The sequence below is a fragment of the Streptomyces pimonensis genome (assembly GCF_041380215.1).
GTDB classification, from domain to species: domain Bacteria; phylum Actinomycetota; class Actinomycetes; order Streptomycetales; family Streptomycetaceae; genus Streptomyces; species Streptomyces pimonensis.
Map to the genome: position 1 here is coordinate 112,622 of NZ_JAHWZY010000016.1, position 15,788 is coordinate 128,409.

Annotated in this window: 18 protein-coding genes and 1 riboswitch; of the genes, 13 read left to right on the forward strand and 5 right to left on the reverse strand. The window is 73.5% G+C overall.

Annotation, left to right across the window (positions count from 1 at the left end; genetic code table 11):
• Window positions 1-9 precede the first annotated feature (9 nt).
• Both KYY02_RS17980 and KYY02_RS17985 read left to right on the forward strand, forming a co-directional pair.
• Window positions 10-2,457 carry a SpoIIE family protein phosphatase gene (locus KYY02_RS17980; protein ID WP_371238985.1) on the forward strand — a complete coding sequence of 816 codons (2,448 nt, stop codon included), beginning with the start codon at window positions 10-12 and terminating at the stop codon, window positions 2,455-2,457.
• A gap of 11 nt (window positions 2,458-2,468) precedes the next feature.
• Window positions 2,469-3,686, forward strand: a complete 1,218-nt coding sequence (locus tag KYY02_RS17985) for a PP2C family protein-serine/threonine phosphatase (protein WP_371238986.1) — start codon at window positions 2,469-2,471, stop codon at window positions 3,684-3,686.
• Between the two features lie 18 nt (window positions 3,687-3,704).
• On the opposite strand, the gene KYY02_RS17990 is transcribed toward KYY02_RS17985, so the two are convergent.
• Window positions 3,705-4,160 (reverse strand): RpiB/LacA/LacB family sugar-phosphate isomerase, encoded by a 456-nt coding sequence (locus KYY02_RS17990; RefSeq protein ID WP_371238987.1) that lies wholly within the window; start codon window positions 4,158-4,160, stop codon window positions 3,705-3,707.
• 187 nt (window positions 4,161-4,347) lie between these two features.
• Between KYY02_RS17990 and KYY02_RS17995 the strand changes: the two genes are divergently transcribed.
• Window positions 4,348-5,073, forward strand: a complete 726-nt coding sequence (locus tag KYY02_RS17995) for a lysophospholipid acyltransferase family protein (protein WP_371238988.1) — start codon at window positions 4,348-4,350, stop codon at window positions 5,071-5,073.
• A 247-nt stretch (window positions 5,074-5,320) separates the two neighbouring features.
• Here KYY02_RS17995 and KYY02_RS18000 read toward each other — a convergent pair whose 3' ends face one another.
• The gene (locus tag KYY02_RS18000) at window positions 5,321-5,608 is read right to left on the reverse strand and encodes a type II toxin-antitoxin system Phd/YefM family antitoxin (protein WP_371238989.1); all 288 of its coding nucleotides are present in this window, start codon (window positions 5,606-5,608) and stop codon (window positions 5,321-5,323) included.
• 68 nt (window positions 5,609-5,676) lie between these two features.
• Between KYY02_RS18000 and KYY02_RS18005 the strand changes: the two genes are divergently transcribed.
• From KYY02_RS18005 to KYY02_RS18015, 3 genes are all read left to right on the forward strand, one after another.
• Window positions 5,677-6,312, forward strand: coding sequence for an ATP-dependent Clp protease proteolytic subunit (locus tag KYY02_RS18005; RefSeq protein ID WP_371238990.1), 636 nt, complete (start codon window positions 5,677-5,679; stop codon window positions 6,310-6,312).
• A gap of 7 nt (window positions 6,313-6,319) precedes the next feature.
• Entirely contained in the window at window positions 6,320-6,628 is a 309-nt protein-coding gene (locus KYY02_RS18010; RefSeq protein ID WP_371238991.1) for a hypothetical protein, read from the forward strand.
• Window positions 6,629-6,974: 346 nt separating this feature from the next.
• Window positions 6,975-7,164, forward strand: a riboswitch (cyclic di-AMP (ydaO/yuaA leader).
• 3 nt (window positions 7,165-7,167) lie between these two features.
• Window positions 7,168-7,641, forward strand: a complete 474-nt coding sequence (locus tag KYY02_RS18015) for a C40 family peptidase (protein WP_371238992.1) — start codon at window positions 7,168-7,170, stop codon at window positions 7,639-7,641.
• Window positions 7,642-7,678: 37 nt separating this feature from the next.
• Here the strand turns inward: KYY02_RS18015 and KYY02_RS18020 are convergent, their stop codons facing one another.
• A complete protein-coding gene (locus KYY02_RS18020) occupies window positions 7,679-8,140 on the reverse strand; it encodes an ATP-binding protein (RefSeq protein WP_371238993.1) in 462 nt (153 codons plus the stop codon).
• A 211-nt stretch (window positions 8,141-8,351) separates the two neighbouring features.
• Between KYY02_RS18020 and KYY02_RS18025 the strand changes: the two genes are divergently transcribed.
• Both KYY02_RS18025 and KYY02_RS18030 read left to right on the forward strand, forming a co-directional pair.
• A complete protein-coding gene (locus KYY02_RS18025) occupies window positions 8,352-9,218 on the forward strand; it encodes a helix-turn-helix domain-containing protein (RefSeq protein WP_371238995.1) in 867 nt (288 codons plus the stop codon).
• Between the two features lie 9 nt (window positions 9,219-9,227).
• A complete protein-coding gene (locus KYY02_RS18030; protein WP_371238997.1) occupies window positions 9,228-9,452 on the forward strand; it encodes a DUF397 domain-containing protein in 225 nt (74 codons plus the stop codon).
• 53 nt (window positions 9,453-9,505) lie between these two features.
• Here the strand turns inward: KYY02_RS18030 and KYY02_RS18035 are convergent, their stop codons facing one another.
• Window positions 9,506-10,633 carry an 8-amino-7-oxononanoate synthase gene (locus KYY02_RS18035; RefSeq protein WP_371238999.1) on the reverse strand — a complete coding sequence of 376 codons (1,128 nt, stop codon included), beginning with the start codon at window positions 10,631-10,633 and terminating at the stop codon, window positions 9,506-9,508.
• A gap of 147 nt (window positions 10,634-10,780) precedes the next feature.
• Between KYY02_RS18035 and bioB the strand changes: the two genes are divergently transcribed.
• The 4 genes from bioB to KYY02_RS18055 all read left to right on the forward strand — a co-directional run bounded on the left by bioB (window position 10,781) and on the right by KYY02_RS18055 (window position 14,694).
• Window positions 10,781-11,932 (forward strand): biotin synthase BioB, encoded by a 1,152-nt coding sequence (gene bioB / locus KYY02_RS18040; protein ID WP_371239001.1) that lies wholly within the window; start codon window positions 10,781-10,783, stop codon window positions 11,930-11,932.
• A complete protein-coding gene (locus tag KYY02_RS18045) occupies window positions 11,925-13,205 on the forward strand; it encodes an adenosylmethionine--8-amino-7-oxononanoate transaminase (protein WP_371239003.1) in 1,281 nt (426 codons plus the stop codon). The genes bioB and KYY02_RS18045 overlap by 8 nt, the downstream gene beginning before the upstream one ends.
• Before the next feature lies 1 nt (window position 13,206).
• The gene (gene bioD / locus KYY02_RS18050) at window positions 13,207-13,923 is read left to right on the forward strand and encodes a dethiobiotin synthase (RefSeq protein WP_371239005.1); all 717 of its coding nucleotides are present in this window, start codon (window positions 13,207-13,209) and stop codon (window positions 13,921-13,923) included.
• A 69-nt stretch (window positions 13,924-13,992) separates the two neighbouring features.
• Window positions 13,993-14,694: a class I SAM-dependent methyltransferase gene (locus KYY02_RS18055; protein WP_371239007.1), complete on the forward strand. Its 702-nt coding sequence runs from the start codon at window positions 13,993-13,995 to the stop codon at window positions 14,692-14,694.
• Here KYY02_RS18055 and KYY02_RS18060 read toward each other — a convergent pair whose 3' ends face one another.
• Complete coding sequence (locus tag KYY02_RS18060; protein WP_371239009.1) at window positions 14,695-15,033, reverse strand: fic family toxin-antitoxin system, toxin component; 339 nt, start codon at window positions 15,031-15,033, stop codon at window positions 14,695-14,697.
• Window positions 15,034-15,219: 186 nt separating this feature from the next.
• On the opposite strand from KYY02_RS18060, the gene KYY02_RS18065 reads away from it, so the two are divergent.
• On the forward strand, window positions 15,220-15,645 hold the full coding sequence (locus KYY02_RS18065) for a GNAT family N-acetyltransferase (RefSeq protein ID WP_371239011.1): 426 nt from the start codon (window positions 15,220-15,222) through the stop codon (window positions 15,643-15,645).
• Window positions 15,646-15,788 lie beyond the last annotated feature (143 nt).

Consider the following 15,788-nt stretch of genomic DNA (forward strand, 5'->3'; position numbering starts at 1 on the left):
AGGTCGGCCGTGGGCGGACACAAGGAGCAGGACGATGCCCGGCAGGGGTTCGATGTGGCCGACGCCGCTCCCCTGCTGCTCGATCCGCACGGCATGGTGTCGGGCTGGACCGGCGGAGCCGAGCGGCTGCTGGGGCACCGCGCCTCCGAGGCCGTGGGCCGCAAGTTCGCCGAGTTGCTGGTTCCCGAGGACGCCGAGCGGGTGCCGGACCTGGTCGAGCGGTGCCGGTCGGACGGCGACTGGGCGGGCCTGCTGACGGCCCGGCACCGGGACGGGCGGCCGGTCGCGGTGACGGCGCGGATCACGCCGGCCGTGGAGCCGCGGGGCTGTTCGTCGCTGCTGGTCCTGCTGTCGGAGCTGGCCGGCTCGGCCGGCTGGGACATGAGCCGCGCCGTGCTGGAACAGATGGTCGCCGGTACGCCGATCGGCATCGCGATCGTGGACACGGAGCTGCGCTTCGTGTGGTCCAACACCGCGCTCGAACAGTTCGGCGGCGGGCCGGCCGGGCGGCGCCTGGGACTGCGGTTCGCGGACGTCCAGCCGGGGATGGACGCCGAGGCGGTCGAGGCCCGGATGCGGCACGTACTGGACACCGGCGAACAGGTGCTCGACTACGAGCACGTCGGCCGGGTCCGCTCGGCGCCGCTGCGCGAGACCGCGCACATGTTGTCGTTCACCCGCCTCGACGACGACCGGGGCCGTCCGATGGGCGTGTACTACACCGTCGTGGACGTCACCGAACGACACCGCGCCCGGCAGCGCCTCGCCCTGCTCGACCGGGCCGGCGAACGCATCGGCCGCACCCTGGACGTGGTGCGCACCGCGCAGGAACTGGCGGACGTGGCCGTGCCGGAGCTCGCGGACTTCGTCGTCGTGGACCTGCTGGAGACGGTGCTGCGCGGCGCCGAGGTCCCGCCGGACCCCCTCACCGGTTCCGACCGGGTGCCGCTGCGCCGGGCGGGCCAGCGGTCGCTGCACAAGGACCTGCCGCGGACGGCCACGGAGACCGGGGCGCTCCTGTCGTACCCGGTGGGTTCCCCGCCGGTGGGTTGTCTGACCACGGGCCGGTCCTGGCGTCAGGAGCAGCTCGACCCGCTCGCCCCGGAGTGGGCCACACCACCGGACGGCCGGGAGTCCACCTTCCTGGAGCTCGGCCTGCGGAGCGCGATGGTCGTCCCGGTCCGGGCCCGGGGCGTCACCCTGGGCATCACCGCGTTCTTCCGCCGCCGACAGAGCCCCTTCGACGAGGACGACCTCCATCTGGCCGAGGACCTCGTCTCCCGCGCCGCCGTCTGCGTGGACAACGCCCGGCGCTACACCCGCGAGCGGGACGCCGCGCTGGTCCTGCAGCGCAGTCTGCTGCCCCGGCGGCTGCCCGAGCAGGACGCCGTGGAGGTGTCCGCCTGCTACCGCCCCGCGGACGAGCTGACCGGTCTGGGCGGCGACTGGTACGACCTGATCCCGCTGTCCGGCGCCCGTGTCGCCCTGGTCGTCGGCGAGGTGCCGGGGCACGGCATCGACGCCGCCGCGGCCATGGGGCGGCTGCGCACCGCCGTACGGACGCTGGCCGCGATCGATCTGCCGCCCGAGGAGGTGCTCGCCCATCTGGACGACCTGGCGTCCCGGCTGGCGCGGGACGAGGGCGACGGGGAGTCCGGGGACTCCCCCGGCCGGTCCGTCGGGTCCAGCTGCCTGTACGTCGTCTACGACCCGGTGGACGGGCGGTGCACGATGGCGGCCGCCGGCCATCCCGTGCCCGCCGTGGTGGCGCCCGACGGCGCGGTCGCCTTCGTCGGCCTCCCGCAGGGGTCGGCGCTCGGTGTGGGCGGCCCGCCGTTCGACGCGGTGGCGCTGACCCTGGCCGAGGGCAGCACGCTCGTCCTGCACACGGACGGTCTGCTGGCCGGCGGGAAGCCCGCGCCCGACGAGGCGGACCGCGAACGGCTGCGGCAGGCGCTGCAGGGCACCACGGCCGCGCTCGAGCCGAGCTGCCGCGCGGTGGTCGACATGCTGGTCCCGGACCGGCCGTACGACGACGTGGCCCTGCTGATGGCGCGCACCAGACGTCTCGACCCGGGACGGATCGCGGTCTGGAACCTGCCCGCGGATCCGGCGGTCGTGGCCGAGGCCCGCAGGGCCAGCACCCGGCAGCTGGCCCGCTGGGGACTGGACGACCTGGTCTTCACCACGGAGCTGATCGTCAGTGAACTGGTCACCAACGCCATACGGCACGTCGGCGGCCCCGTGCGGCTGCGGCTGATCCGTGAGCGGGCGCTGGTGTGCGAGGTGCTCGACGACGGCGCCACCGCACCCCATCTGCGGCACCCCCGCGCGATGGACGAGGGCGGGCGCGGGTTGCTGCTGGTCTCCCAACTGGCCCAGCGGTGGGGCACCCGGTTCGTTCCCGGCGGGAAGATCATCTGGGCGGAGCAGTCGCTGACCGCACCGCCGGAGTGAGGCGATGGCCCATGACGCAGGTGCCGATCGACTACGCGGCGGTCTACCGGGCCCTGCCCGGCATGGTGGCGCTGCTGACCCCGGAGCTGGTGTACGCGGACGTCAACGAGGCCTTCGTCCGCGGGTCGGGGCGGGCCCGTGAGGACCTCGTGGGCCGCTGTCTGTTCGACGTCTTCCCGGACAACCCGGGCGCCCCGGAGTCGACGGGCGCGCACCAGCTGCGCGCCTCGCTGCTGCGGGTCCTGTCCACGGGGGAGCGCGACACCATGGCCGTGCAGCGTTACGACATCGAGAGCCCGGAGCACTCCGGGCACTGGGAGGAGCGCTACTGGAGCCCGGTGAACACGCCGGTGCCCGGCCCCGACGGGCGGACCGCGCTGATCGTGCACCGGGTCGAGGAGGTCACCGAGCTGATCCGGTTCCGTGACGGCCGGGGGCGGACGCCGGATGCCGAGCTGTACGCGCGCGCCCGTGAACTGCAGGAGCTCAACAACCGGCTGCGCCAGGCGCACGCCCGGGAGCGCGAGGTGGCCCTGGCGCTGCAGGAGGCGATGCTGCCCGCCCGCCGGCAGGTCGGTCACCACCGGGCCGCGGTGCGCTACCGGCCGGCGGCGGGCGCACTCAACGTCTGCGGGGACTGGTACGACCTGGTCGACCTGGTGGGCGGGCACCGTATCGACGTGTCCGTGGGCGACGTGGTCGGGCACGGGCTGGCGGCGGCCGGGGTGATGGGCCAGCTGCGCAGCGCGCTGACCGCCGCCTCCCGCGTGGCGGACGGGCCCGCGCAGGCACTGAACGTGGTGGGCCGCTACGCCCATGTGGTGGACGGCGCCGAATCCGCGACCGCGGTGACGACCTTCATCGACTTCGACCGGCACACCATCACCTACAGCAGCGCCGGCCATCCGCCGCCCGTGCTGCTCCATCGCGGCGGACGCGTGGAGTTCCTCGACCGGGCCACCGACCCACCGCTCGACGCCCAGCCCGACCCGGTGCCCCGGCCGGAGGCGACGACCGGTTTCGCGCCGGGGGCGACCCTGGTGCTCTACACCGACGGGCTGGTCGAACGGCGCCGGGAGGACATCGACACGGGGCTGATGCGGCTCGCCGAGGCGCTGCGCCGGCACCGGACGCAGGATCCCGAGACGCTCGCGGACATCGTGCTGCTGGAACTGCTGCCGCCCGGCGGCGCCACCGACGACACGGCACTGGTCGTGGTACGTCTGTGACCGGTGGGTCCGGGCGCGTCAGGAGCCGGTGCGCTCCCGGTCGAGCCGTTCCGTGCGTTCCACGTTGCGCCGGTCCTCCGGGTCGTCGCTGGGCGCGCCGGCGAACCAGGCGTCGAGGATCTCCGTCAGCAGCGGCGCGGACGTCAGCCGCAGGCTGAGCGCCAGCACGTTGGCGTCGTTCCAGCGGCGCGCGCCGTCCGCCGTACAGGCGTCCGTGCACAGGGCGGCCCGGACGCCGGACACCTTGTTCGCGGCGATCGAGGCGCCGGTGCCGGTCCAGCAGCAGACCACCGCCTGATCGGCCGTGCCGACGGCGACCTCACGGGCGGCCGCCGCGGAGCAGACGGCCCAGTGCGTGTCGTCCCCGGGGTTCAGGGCGCCGTGCGCGCGCACCTCGTGGCCGCGCTCGCGGAGTTCGGCGAGGAGGGCCCGGGCCACGGGCTCGTCCATGTCGGAGGAGACGGAGATCCGCATGCGTCCGAGCCTACTCCCCGCGACGCGCCCCTGACGGGCGCTCAACGCTGCGGCGCGGTGCGTTCCGTCGCGTCGGACGTGGTGCCGGCCCGCGGCGCCCGGACCTAGACTGGCACCCCGCGACGTGCCGGATGGCCTGCCGGGATGCGGGGGCACCGCCCGTCCGCCGGAGCCGAGGAGCGTGTCCTTGTTCTACCACCTGCTCAAGTACGTGCTGCTGGGTCCGCTGCTGCGCCTGGTCTTCCGGCCCCGGATAGAGGGCCTGGAGCACGTGCCGTCGTCCGGCGCGGCCATCGTCGCGGGCAACCACCTGTCGTTCTCGGACCACTTCCTGATGCCGGCCGTGCTCAAGCGGCGCATCACCTTCCTCGCCAAGGCCGAGTACTTCACCGGCCCCGGGCTCAGGGGCCGGCTGACGGCGTTCTTCTTCCACTGCGCGGGACAGATCCCCGTCGACCGCTCCGGCAAGGAGGCCGGGCAGGCCGCCGTCCGGGAGGGCCTCGGCGTGCTGGGCAAGGGGGAGCTGCTCGGCATCTACCCGGAGGGCACCCGATCGCACGACGGCCGCCTCTACAAGGGCAAGGTCGGCGTCGCGGTGATGGCCCTCAAGGCGGGCGTCCCGGTGATTCCCTGCGCGATGATCGGCACCTTCGAGGCGCAGCCGCCCGGCAGGAAGATCCCCCGGATCCACCCGGTGGCGATCCGTTTCGGCAAGCCGCTGGACTTCTCGCGCTACGCGGGGATGGAGAACGAGAAGGCGGTGCTGCGCGCCGTCACCGACGAGATCATGTACGCCGTCCTCAGCCTGTCCGGGCAGGAGTACGTCGACCGGTACGCGGCCGTCGCCAAGGCGGAGGACACCGAGCGCGAGGCGGGGGACAAGCGCCGCTTCCCGCGTATGCCGCTGAGCTGATCCCTCCGCGCACACGGGTGAGGGGCGGCCGGAACTCGCCGACCCGGTGGGCGGTGCTCGGCCCGGGGGCCGTACTGACCGGCGGCGCGCCGCAGGAGCGCACGGGGAGAGCCGAGCCGACGCCCGGGCCGAGCCCCGCTCCCGTCGGCCGGCCGACGCCCGGGCCGCGGCGCCGCCCGCGGCACGAGAAGGACCGTGTTCCTCCCTCCGCCGCGGCGGAGGGGGTGCGCGGCCCTGCTCGCCGGGTCTACGAGGTGGCCGTCCCCCGGTGCTCCGCCGCGATGCCGAAGCGCTGCTGTTCGCGAGGAGCGGACGCGACCTCGCGGACGCCTGCCACCGTGCTGGTCACCTGCTCCTCGACCGGCTCCCGCACCTCCCTGAGTTCTTCGAGTCGTCGCAGGTCATCGGCGGAGACAAGGGCGACGAGAGGCTTTCCGTGCCGGGTCACGACGACGCGCTCACCGCCGTACACCACGCGGTTGATGAGGTCGGCGAGTTCAGCCCTGGCCTGGGTGACCGGAATCTCGTAGGTCATGAATCCATCATAACGTCACGTACGTCCTGTACATTTTTTACAAGACTGACCAGACAGGAGGGGCTCCTATGACCCGACCGTCCGCCCGTCACGTCCTGCCCGGACCCACCGAACGCACGGTGTCCGGGAACCGGACGACGGACCCCTACGCCAAGCTGCTCGAGGAGCGGATCGTCATCCTCGGGACACGGATCGACGAGACCTCCGCGAGCGACGTGACGGCGCAGTTCATGTACCTGGAGCACCACCGCCCCGACCGGGACATCTCGCTCTACGTCAACTCCCCCGGCGGCTCCTTCCACGCCATGTCGGCGATCTACGACACGCTGCGCCACGTCTCCTGCGACGTGGAGACGATCTGCCTGGGCCGGGCGGAGGGCGCCGCCGCGCTGCTGCTGGCCGCCGGCACCCCGGGCAAGCGACTGCTGCTGCCCGGCTCCCGTCTGGTGCTCCGCCAGCCCTCCCTCCCGGAGCGGGTCGAGGGGCAGGTCGCCGATCTGGCGATCCGGGCCGAGGAGGCGGTCCGCGTCCGGTCGCGGACGGAGGAGATCCTGGCCCGGCACACCGGCCGCACCGCGGAGCAGGTCCGGGCGGACACCGAGCGGGACACGGTCCTCGACGCGAGGGCGGCGGTGGAGTACGGCCTGGCGGACCGGATCGTGCCCGGCCGCAGGAGCGCGTCCCCCGCCTCCGGCGGAAGGTGAGCCGCGGATGCTGCCACCGGAGCTGCCGCCACTGCCCGCGCTGACCCGCGCGGAGGCCGAGCTGATCGACCGTTACCTCGAGGCCGTCGACCTGCTCGGCCGGATCAACCCGGCCCTGGGCGGCGACACCTACCGCGGACTGCGTGCCGCCCAGGCGTTGGTCGGCAGGGCCGTCGCGCTGCGCGACGCGCTGACCCTGATGCACCGGCGCGGCGAGCGCGAACTGCACTCCGGCACGCTGGCCCGGGCCCTGCGGGTGCTGGACGGCGAACGGCGTACGGCCCGGGTCGCGCTGCCGTCGCCCCCCGACAGGTGACGCCCGCGGCCCCCGGGCGGCGGCCCCGGCCGGCGGTGCGCCCCGGCCGGGACCGAAACGGACCAAACGGCGTACCTCCGTCCGGCGTAGACGAATCTGCTGTTTTCACGCCCCCGGAGTTGCGCAGCGCGCGTACCGCACCACCGGAACGGCCCTTTTCGTCCCTGGTCCACGGCTCCCCCGGGCTCCGGCGGAGGTCCGAACGGAGAGGCGTCCACCCGAACGGATGAGTGGTGAGTAACAACACAAACCCCACGTTCCGTTGGGATTTCGGTCGCGTCATGAGCCAAGATCCCTGACTGACGACAAGACCCCGCCACCGCGGCGGGGCGATCCGGGCGGACGCCGAGTCCTGCCGCCGCCCGGATGACCGGTCGACAGGAGTGGATCGGCAGGAGTGGAGGACCCAAGCACGACGGGCCGCCGGAACGTCAGTTCCGAGCAGTCCTTGGGGTGAAGCCGCACACGTGCGGCCGGGCAACTTCGCCAGCCCGAATCCGACAGGTCATCCTTCACAGGCGGCTGACGAAGGGTTGCGCATGACTGCGCTCAATCGTGTCCCGTCTCTCATGGCCCGGGCCGGCACGGCCTCGGCCCTCACCCTGGCCGCCGTGGGCGGCTCCCTCGTGGTCCCCGGAGCCGCCTCGGAGGCGGCCGCGGCGAGCACGGCCACCAAGGCGCTGAACATCGCCGCCTCCAAGAAGGGCTCGCCCTACAAGTGGGGCGCCACGGGGCCGTACAGGTTCGACTGCTCGGGCCTGACGCTGTACTCGTTCAAGAAGGCGGGCAAGAAGCTGCCGCGCACCGCCGCCCAGCAGTACAACAAGACGCGCCACATCTCCGCCAAGAGCCGCAGGGCGGGAGACCTGGTGTTCTTCCATTCGGGCAGCTACGTCTACCACGTCGGCATCTACGCGGGTAAGGGCAAGATCTGGCACGCCCCGAAGACCGGGGACGTGGTGCGCCTGCAGAAGATCTGGACCTCCAACGTCTGGTACGGACGGGTGAAGTGACCCCGGGGCGGCGGCGCCCCGGGGCGCCGCCGCCCGGCTACTGCTCCTGCTGCCCGGCCGCCGTGACCGCTTCGGCGGCCCGGACGGTCCACGGGAGTTCCACCGATACGGTCTTGCCGCCCTCCCGGGTGGGGCGGATCCTGAGCCTTCCGCCGCATTCCACGGCCAGCCAGCGGATGATGACCAGCCCGCGGCCGTTGTCCTGCTGGACCGCCGCGGGCAGCCGCCTGGGAAACCGCGGGTGGCTGTCCGTGACGCCGACGTACACCCGTTCGTCACGGACCAGGACGACGTCCACGGTGAACGTGGGCGACTGCCCGAACGTGTGCTGCACCGCGTTGGTGGCGAGTTCGGAGACGATCAGCCGGACGGTGTCGCACAGTTCCGCGCCCGCCGGCATGCCCCATTCCTCCAGCGTGCCCACCACATGGGCGCGGGCGGCCGAGACCGAGGCGGGATCGCTCGGCAGAGTGACGGATGCTTCCAGATGGTCTGCCATGGCGACGTCGTCCCTTTCCCACGGGCCGCAGTCCGACACGAAGCGGATGGTTCGAGTACGGTCCCGCACTGGTGCTTCGCCGCCAGACTGCCATCACCGCACGGCGCAGGGCGGCGATCCACCAGGATATGCATATATCTGTCGCTCAAAGCGGTGAACTCTGCGACGGGAGACCGTATCCGGGCGGCCCGGAAGGAGTAAGGAGAACCCCATGCAGCACGGCCCCGCGGTGCGCCGCCGGAAACTGGGCGCCGAACTGCGCGCGCTGCGCACCTCGGCGGGACTCACCAGCGGCGAGGCGGCCCGGCTGGCCGGCTGGCACCAGTCGAAGGTGAGCCGGATCGAGACGGGCACCAGCGGGGTGAGACCGCCCGACGTGCGGTTGCTGCTCGACGTCTACGGCGTGGCCGACCCGCAGCTGCGGGAGTTGCTGCTGGTGCTGTCGGGCTCCGGCGACGGGGACGGGGACGGGCGGCACCACTGGTGGCACGCCTACCGCGGTGTGCTGCCGCCGACCTACCGGGACTTCATCAGCCTGGAGTCGCAGGCGAGCGCGATGCGCACCCTGGAGACCACGGTGATCCCGGGGCTGCTGCAGACACCGGAGTACGCGCGCGCGGTGACGGAGGCGGCGCTGGAGGGCGCGTCGCAGGAGCGTCTGGACACGCTGGTGGAGGTGCGGCTGGCCCGGCAGGACGTGCTGCGGGCGACGCCGCCGCTGGAACTGAGCGCGGTCCTGGACGAGGCCGTGCTGCGCCGGGAGGTCGGCGGCCCCGGCGTGATGGCCCGTCAGCTGAACCGGCTGGCCGAGGCTGCCCGCCTCCCCCAAGTGCGGTTGCAGGTCCTGCCGTTCGGTGCCGGCGCGCACATCGGCATGACCGGTCCTTTCGTAATCTTTTCTTTTTCGCGCACTTCTGATCTGGACGTGGTTGTTCTCGACCACCTGACGAGTAGCCTCCATCTGGAGCGGAAAGAAGACCTCCGGGTGTACTCGGAGGCCTTCGAAGCCCTCTCGATCCACGCCCTTTCACCCGAGGATTCGTTGGATTTCATCGCCGGCGCAGCCGCCGGCGCGTAAGGAGGCACGATGCCCGCACCGCCTCGGACCGTCCCTTCCAGCCTCGCAGCACACGATGCGGGGTGGCTGCGCAGCAGCTACAGCACGGGCGCGAACAACTGCGTCGAGACGGCCAGGCCGGCCGCCGGCCCCCTGGCCGGACTGCTCGCCGTGCGCGACTCCAAGGACCCTGACGGGCCCGCGCTGCTCTTCTCCCCCGCCAGCTGGACGGAGTTCGTGACCGCGGTCGGCTGACGACCCGACCGGTCGGCCCGTCATCGGGCGACGCACGGCCGTGCCCCGCCGACTCATGGCCGCGTCTCGCCGATCACCCGTACAGCGCGTTCGATCTCCGCCCCGGACAGGTCCGCGCGGGCGGTCAGTCTGAGCCGTGAGACGCCATCGGGCACGGAAGGAGGACGGAAGCAGCCCACGGCCAGGCCGGCCGCCCGGCAGTCGGCCGCCCACCGCACGGCCTGCTCCGGGGAAGGAGCACGCACGGAGACGACCGCGGCGTCCGGACGCACCGCTTCCAGACCCGCGGCCGTCAGCCGGCAGTGCAGTTCCCGCGCCGCCTCGCCCGCCCGCGCCGCGCGCCCCGGTTCACGTCGCAGCAGCCGAAGGGCCGTCAGGGCCGCTCCCACCGCGGCGGGGGCGAGTCCCGTGTCGAAGACGAACGTCCGGGCCGTGTTGACCAGGTGCTCGATCACCCGGGCCGGGCCGAGCACCGCCCCGCCCTGACTGCCGAGCGACTTGGACAGCGTCACCGTCACGACGACGTCGTCGGCGCCCGCCAGTCCCGCCGCGTACGGGGCCCCGCGCCCGCCGTCGCCGAGCACGCCGAGGCCGTGCGCGTCGTCGAGCACCAGACCCGCGCCGTGCTCCCGGCACGCCGCGGCGAGCCCGGTGAGCGGGGCGGCGTCGCCGTCCACCGAGAAGACCGTGTCGGACACCGCCACCGCGGGCCCACGGTGCCCGTCCAGCGCCTTGCGCACGGCGTCGGGATCGGCGTGCGCCGCGACCCGTGTCGTACCGCGGGCCAGCCGGCAGCCGTCGATCAGCGAGGCGTGGTTGCCCGCGTCGGAGACGATTCTGGAGCCGTGCGGGGCCAGCGCGGTGACGGCGGCGAGGTTGGCCGCGTAACCGGAGGAGAAGACCAGGGCCGCCTCGAAGCCGCAGAAACCGGCCAGTTCGCGTTCCAGCTCGGCGTGGAGTTCGGTGGTGCCGGTGACGAGCCGGGAGCCCGTCGACCCGCCGCCCCAGGTCCGCGCGGCCCGTGCGGCACCCTCGGTGACCTCCGGGTGCCGGGCCAGGCCGAGGTAGTCGTTGCTCGCCAGATCGAGCAGGGGAGTGTCGGCGGCCCGGGGGCGCAGGGCGCGTACGAGCCCGGCCCGGCGGCGCAGTTCCGCCTGCTCGTCGATCCAGCCGAACGCCATGGTCCCTCCGGGGATTTTGTAGGCAGTGCACAGACATTAGCGGGCGGCCGGACGGACCACCGTGTGGCGATACCCACACCTCGAAGTGCCCCCGTTGTACGAACCCTCCTTGGCCCGGGCCGGTCGGGTAGGACAGGATCAGCTTCCATGGACCTGCTGAACACGCTGGTGGACAAGGGGCTTCGGCGCGAGACGCCGACCCGCGGGGAAGCTCTGGCCGTCCTCGCGACGTCCGACGACGACCTGCTCGATGTGGTGGCCGCGGCCGGGAAGGTGCGGCGGCACTGGTTCGGCCGACGGGTGAAGCTCAACTATCTCGTCAACCTCAAGTCCGGCCTGTGCCCGGAGGACTGCTCCTACTGCTCCCAGCGGCTCGGCTCCAAGGCCGACATCCTGAAGTACACCTGGCTCAAGCCGGAGCAGGCGTCGCAGGCGGCCGCCGCCGGACTCGCGGGCGGCGCCAAGCGGGTGTGCCTGGTGGCCAGCGGCCGGGGCCCGACCGACCGTGACGTGGACCGGGTCTCCGACACCATCAAGGCCATCAAGGAGCGGCACGAGGGCGTCGAGGTGTGCGCCTGCCTCGGCCTGCTCTCCGACGGCCAGGCGGAGCGGCTGCGGGAGGCGGGCGCGGACGCCTACAACCACAACCTCAACACGTCCGAGTCGACGTACGGGGACATCACGTCCACGCACACGTACGCCGACCGGGTGAACACCGTACGGAAGGCGCACGCGGCCGGTCTGTCCGCCTGCTCCGGGCTGATCGCCGGTATGGGCGAGTCCGACGAGGACCTGGCCGACGTGGTCTTCTCGCTGCGCGAGCTGGACCCGGACTCGGTGCCGGTCAACTTCCTGATCCCGTTCGAGGGGACGCCGCTCGCCAAGGAGTGGAACCTGACCCCGCAGCGGTGCCTCAGGATCCTCGCGATGGTGCGGTTCGTCTGCCCGGACGTCGAGGTGCGGATCGCCGGCGGCCGTGAGGTGCACCTGCGCACGATGCAGCCGCTCGCGCTGCACCTGGCCAACTCGATCTTCCTCGGCGACTACCTCACCAGCGAGGGCCAGGCCGGCAAGGCCGACCTGGAGATGATCGCGGACGCCGGGTTCGAGGTGGAGGGCGCCGGCGAGGTGACGCTGCCCGGGCACCGCGCGGTCGGCGGCTGCGGCTCGCACGAGGGTGCCGCCGTGTGCGGTCCGGCGACCGCGGAATCCTGCGGGAGTGCGCCCGAGGAGCCCCGCACGGACCTGGTCGCGGTACGCCGCCGGGGCGCCGGAACGGACCTCGCGCCCAATGCCTGAGCGGTCCGTCGCCGAGCTGCTGGAGCTCGACCGGCGGCACGTCTGGCATCCGTACGGGCCCATGCCGGGCCGTCAGGAACCACTCGTCGTGGAGTCGGCGAGCGGGGTGCGGCTGCGGCTCGCCGACGGCTCGGGCGAACTGGTCGACGGGATGTCGTCCTGGTGGTCGGCGATCCACGGCTACAACCACCCGGTGCTCAACGAGGCCGCGCGCGGGCAGCTGGAGCGGATGAGCCACGTGATGTTCGGCGGGCTCACCCACGAGCCCGCCGTGCGGCTGGCGAAACTCCTCGTCGACGTGTCGCCGGACGGTCTCGAGCACGTGTTCCTCGCCGACTCCGGGTCGGTGTCGGTCGAGGTCGCGGTGAAGATGTGCCTGCAGTACTGGCGTTCGCTGGGCCGGCCGGAGAAACGGCGGCTGCTGACCTGGCGGGGCGGCTACCACGGCGACACCTGGCAGCCGATGTCGGTGTGCGATCCCGAGGGCGGGATGCACGAGCTGTGGTCCGGGGTGCTGCCGCGCCAGGTCTTCGCGGACGCGCCGCCGGCCGGGTACGAGGAGGCGTACGCGGAGCACCTGCGGTCCACGGTCGAACGACACGCCGGCGAGCTGGCCGCGGTGATCGTGGAGCCGGTGGTGCAGGGCGCGGGCGGGATGCGGTTCCACTCCCCCGCGTATCTGCGGGTGCTGCGCGAGGCGTGCGACGCGCACGACGTGCTGCTGGTGTTCGACGAGATCGCGACCGGGTTCGGGCGCACTGGCACGCTGTTCGCGGCGGGGCACGCGGCGGTGACGCCGGATGTGATGTGTGTGGGCAAGGCGCTGACCGGCGGTTATCTGACCATGGCGGCGACACTGTGCACCGCGCGGGTGGCGCGAGGGATCTCGCGCGGTGAGGTGCCGGTGCTGGCGCACGGTCCGACGTTCATGGGCAATCCGCTGGCGGCGGCCGTGGCCTGCGCCTCCGTCGAGCTGCTGCTCGGCCAGGACTGGCTCGCGGAGGTCGAGCGGATCGAGGCGGGTCTGCGGGAAGGGCTGGCGCCGGCGGCCGGGCTGCCCGGGGTGCGGGACGTGCGGGTGCTCGGCGCCATCGGGGTCGTCCAGCTCGACCACGCCGTCGACGTGCGGGCGGCCACGGAGGCCGCCGTGCGGGAGGGCGTGTGGCTGCGGCCCTTCCGCGATCTGATCTACACCATGCCGCCGTACGTCACGGACGACGCGGACGTGGCGCGCATCGCCCGCGCGGTGTGCGCGGCGGCGAAGGAGGGATGACATGACGGTGTTGGTGATCACGGGCACGGGCACCGAGGTCGGCAAGACGGTGGTGACGGCCGCCCTCGCCGCGACGGCGCTGGCGGCGGGCCGGTCGGTGGCCGTGCTGAAGGCGGCGCAGACGGGTGTGCGGCCGGAGGAGACCGGGGACGCCGAGGAGGTCGCGCGGCTCGCCGGTGCGGTGACGACGGACGAGCTGGCCCGGTACCCGGATCCGCTGGCGCCGGCCACGGCGGCCCGACGGGCCGGCCGGGCGCCGGTGCGTCCGAACGAGGTCGCGGAGCGGGCCGCCAAACTGGCCACGGAGCACGATCTGGTGCTGGTGGAGGGCGCGGGCGGACTGCTCGTGCGGTTCGACGCGGCCGGCGGGACGCTGGCGGACGCGGCGGCGCTGCTGGCCGCGCCGGTGCTGGTGGTGGCGTCGGCCGGGCTCGGCACCCTGAACGTCACGGAGCTGACGGCCCGTGAACTGCGCGGGCGGGGGCTGGACCTGGCGGGTGTGGTGATCGGTAGCTGGCCCGCCGGGCCCGACCTGGCCTCGCGGTGCAACCTGCTGGACCTGCCGGACGTGGCTGGCGCCCCCCTGCTGGGCGCCGTACCGGCCGGGGCGGGCGCGCTGGACCCCGCCGGGTTCCGGGCCTCGGCGCCGCGCTGGCTGGCGCCCCGGCTGGAGGGGACCTGGGACGCGGAGACGTTCCGGATGCGCGAGGCGCCCTGACGGCCGGCAGGGGTGTGGATCAGCTGTTCGGGGGAGAATCGGCGTAGGCCCGTCCTGAGGGAGGTCCTCATGCAGCCGCGGTCCGGCCGGTCCACGAGGGGGCAGTGGGATGCCGTGCACCATCCACTGTTCGCGCGGTGCTACGCCCGGCTCAGCGTCGCCGCCGAGACCCGCACGGGGGTGGCCGGGGTGCGGCGCCGACTGCTCGGCGGACTGTCCGGCCGGGTGATCGAGGTGGGCGCGGGCAACGGTCTGAACTTCGCGCACTGTCCGGGCGCCGTCTCGGAGATCGTCGCCGTCGAACCGGAGCGGGAGCTGCGGGCGCTGGCTGTGGAGGCCGCCCTGCGCGCCCGGGTGCCGGTGGATGTGGTGCCGGGTGTGGCGGAGGCGCTGCCGGTCAGGAGCGAGGCGTTCGACGCGGCGGTGCTCTCGCTGGTGCTGTGCAGCGTCCGGGACGTGCCGCGGGCGCTGGCGGAGCTGAGGCGGGTGCTGCGGCCGGGCGGCGAGGTGAGGTTCTTCGAACACGGCCGGGGCGGCGGCCGGGTCATGCGCCTCGCCCAGCGGGCGCTGGACCGGACGGTGTGGCCGCCGCTGACCGGTGGCTGCCATGTGGCGCGGGATCCGGTCGGCGCGCTGCGGGAGGCGGGGTTCGAGCTCGGCCCGTACCGGCGGGTGCTGATGCCGGACAGGGGGCCGGCGCTGCCCACCTCGTACTGCGTCACGGGTACCGCGTGGCGGCCGCCGGTCGACGCGGCGGCCACCGGGAGCTGATCAGCCGCACCAACGGCGCAGCCCGGCCGCGATGTCGTCCACCGTCACCTCGCCGTCGTCGACGAGCCGGGCCAGGTCGCGCGCCTGTTCCGGCGAGGTGACGACCTTCAGGCCACTGGCGACGAGGCAGGCGTACGCGACGGCGGAGGCGAACAGGGCGTTGGAGCGCTCCAGCGCGGGGACCCGGATCAGCAGCCGGAGCAGCGACGCGACGCGGACGTGCGGGCCGTCGTGGACGGGTACGTCGAAGATCTCGGCCTCGCGGCGTGCGACGGCGGCGACGAGGGCGCCCCCGTCGGTGATCTGGGGGTCTTTCGGGGTCTGCCGCTCGGCGGGCATGAGCAGCCACGCGAGGTCGATGCGCAGGCCGTCCGACGGCTCAGCGGCGGTCTTCGCCCGTGCCTTCGCGTTCCTTGCCGAACTCCTCGGCGAAGACGCTCCGGGCGGGCGGGGCGGTGTGCGCGGCCGGGCGTCCGGATCGTGGAACTCCCTGCCGTACGGGCTCGCACGTGCTGGGATCGCGGCATGAGTGAGCTGCGTGTACGGGCCGCCGGGCCCGAGGATCTCGACACCGTGCTGGCCTTCTGGAAGGTGGCCGCCGAGGGCCCGAGCATCAGTGACGACCGGGAGGGCGTGGAGCGGCTGGTCGCCCGCGACCCCGAAGCGCTGATCCTCGCGGAGAGCGACGGCGAGCTGGTCGGCACGGTGATCGCGGGCTTCGACGGGTGGCGGTGCCACCTCTACCGGCTGGCGGTGCGCCCGGACCGCCGCCGCCGGGGCATCGGCTCCGCGCTGCTGGCCGTGGCGGAGGAGCGGTTCGCACGGCTCGGCGGGCGCCGCGCGGACGCGATGGTGCTCCAGGACAACGGGACGGCCCATCATGCATGGGGCGCCGCGGGGTACGCGCGGGAGGAACGCCGGCGGCGCTGGGTGAAGCCCCTCACCGGGTGATCCACGGCCGGCGGCACCCTTTGGGCGGCCCCTTTGCCTCGGGCGGTCACTCGGTCCTCATGAAAGGTTGTGTGCGTCCGCCCATGGACGAGTCCTCCGGTCCACGACACCGCGCATCCGTTCCCGTCCTGTCCGACCATGGG

Excerpts from the sequence above, each read along its gene's own strand:
- KYY02_RS18005 (WP_371238990.1), top strand. The coding sequence starts at position 5,677 with ATGACCCGACCGTCCGCCCGTCACGTCCTGCCCGGACCCACCGAACGC.
- KYY02_RS18060 (WP_371239009.1), bottom strand. The coding sequence starts at position 15,033 with ATGCCCGCCGAGCGGCAGACCCCGAAAGACCCCCAGATCACCGACGGG.
- KYY02_RS18045 (WP_371239003.1), top strand. The coding sequence starts at position 11,925 with ATGCCTGAGCGGTCCGTCGCCGAGCTGCTGGAGCTCGACCGGCGGCAC.
- KYY02_RS17990 (WP_371238987.1), bottom strand. The coding sequence starts at position 4,160 with ATGCGGATCTCCGTCTCCTCCGACATGGACGAGCCCGTGGCCCGGGCC.
- KYY02_RS18015 (WP_371238992.1), top strand. The coding sequence starts at position 7,168 with ATGACTGCGCTCAATCGTGTCCCGTCTCTCATGGCCCGGGCCGGCACG.
- KYY02_RS18030 (WP_371238997.1), top strand. The coding sequence starts at position 9,228 with ATGCCCGCACCGCCTCGGACCGTCCCTTCCAGCCTCGCAGCACACGAT.
- KYY02_RS18000 (WP_371238989.1), bottom strand. The coding sequence starts at position 5,608 with ATGACCTACGAGATTCCGGTCACCCAGGCCAGGGCTGAACTCGCCGAC.
- KYY02_RS18010 (WP_371238991.1), top strand. The coding sequence starts at position 6,320 with ATGCTGCCACCGGAGCTGCCGCCACTGCCCGCGCTGACCCGCGCGGAG.
- KYY02_RS17985 (WP_371238986.1), top strand. The coding sequence starts at position 2,469 with ATGACGCAGGTGCCGATCGACTACGCGGCGGTCTACCGGGCCCTGCCC.
- KYY02_RS18025 (WP_371238995.1), top strand. The coding sequence starts at position 8,352 with ATGCAGCACGGCCCCGCGGTGCGCCGCCGGAAACTGGGCGCCGAACTG.
- bioD (WP_371239005.1), top strand. The coding sequence starts at position 13,207 with ATGACGGTGTTGGTGATCACGGGCACGGGCACCGAGGTCGGCAAGACG.
- KYY02_RS18055 (WP_371239007.1), top strand. The coding sequence starts at position 13,993 with ATGCAGCCGCGGTCCGGCCGGTCCACGAGGGGGCAGTGGGATGCCGTG.
- KYY02_RS18020 (WP_371238993.1), bottom strand. The coding sequence starts at position 8,140 with ATGGCAGACCATCTGGAAGCATCCGTCACTCTGCCGAGCGATCCCGCC.
- bioB (WP_371239001.1), top strand. The coding sequence starts at position 10,781 with ATGGACCTGCTGAACACGCTGGTGGACAAGGGGCTTCGGCGCGAGACG.
- KYY02_RS18035 (WP_371238999.1), bottom strand. The coding sequence starts at position 10,633 with ATGGCGTTCGGCTGGATCGACGAGCAGGCGGAACTGCGCCGCCGGGCC.
- KYY02_RS18065 (WP_371239011.1), top strand. The coding sequence starts at position 15,220 with ATGAGTGAGCTGCGTGTACGGGCCGCCGGGCCCGAGGATCTCGACACC.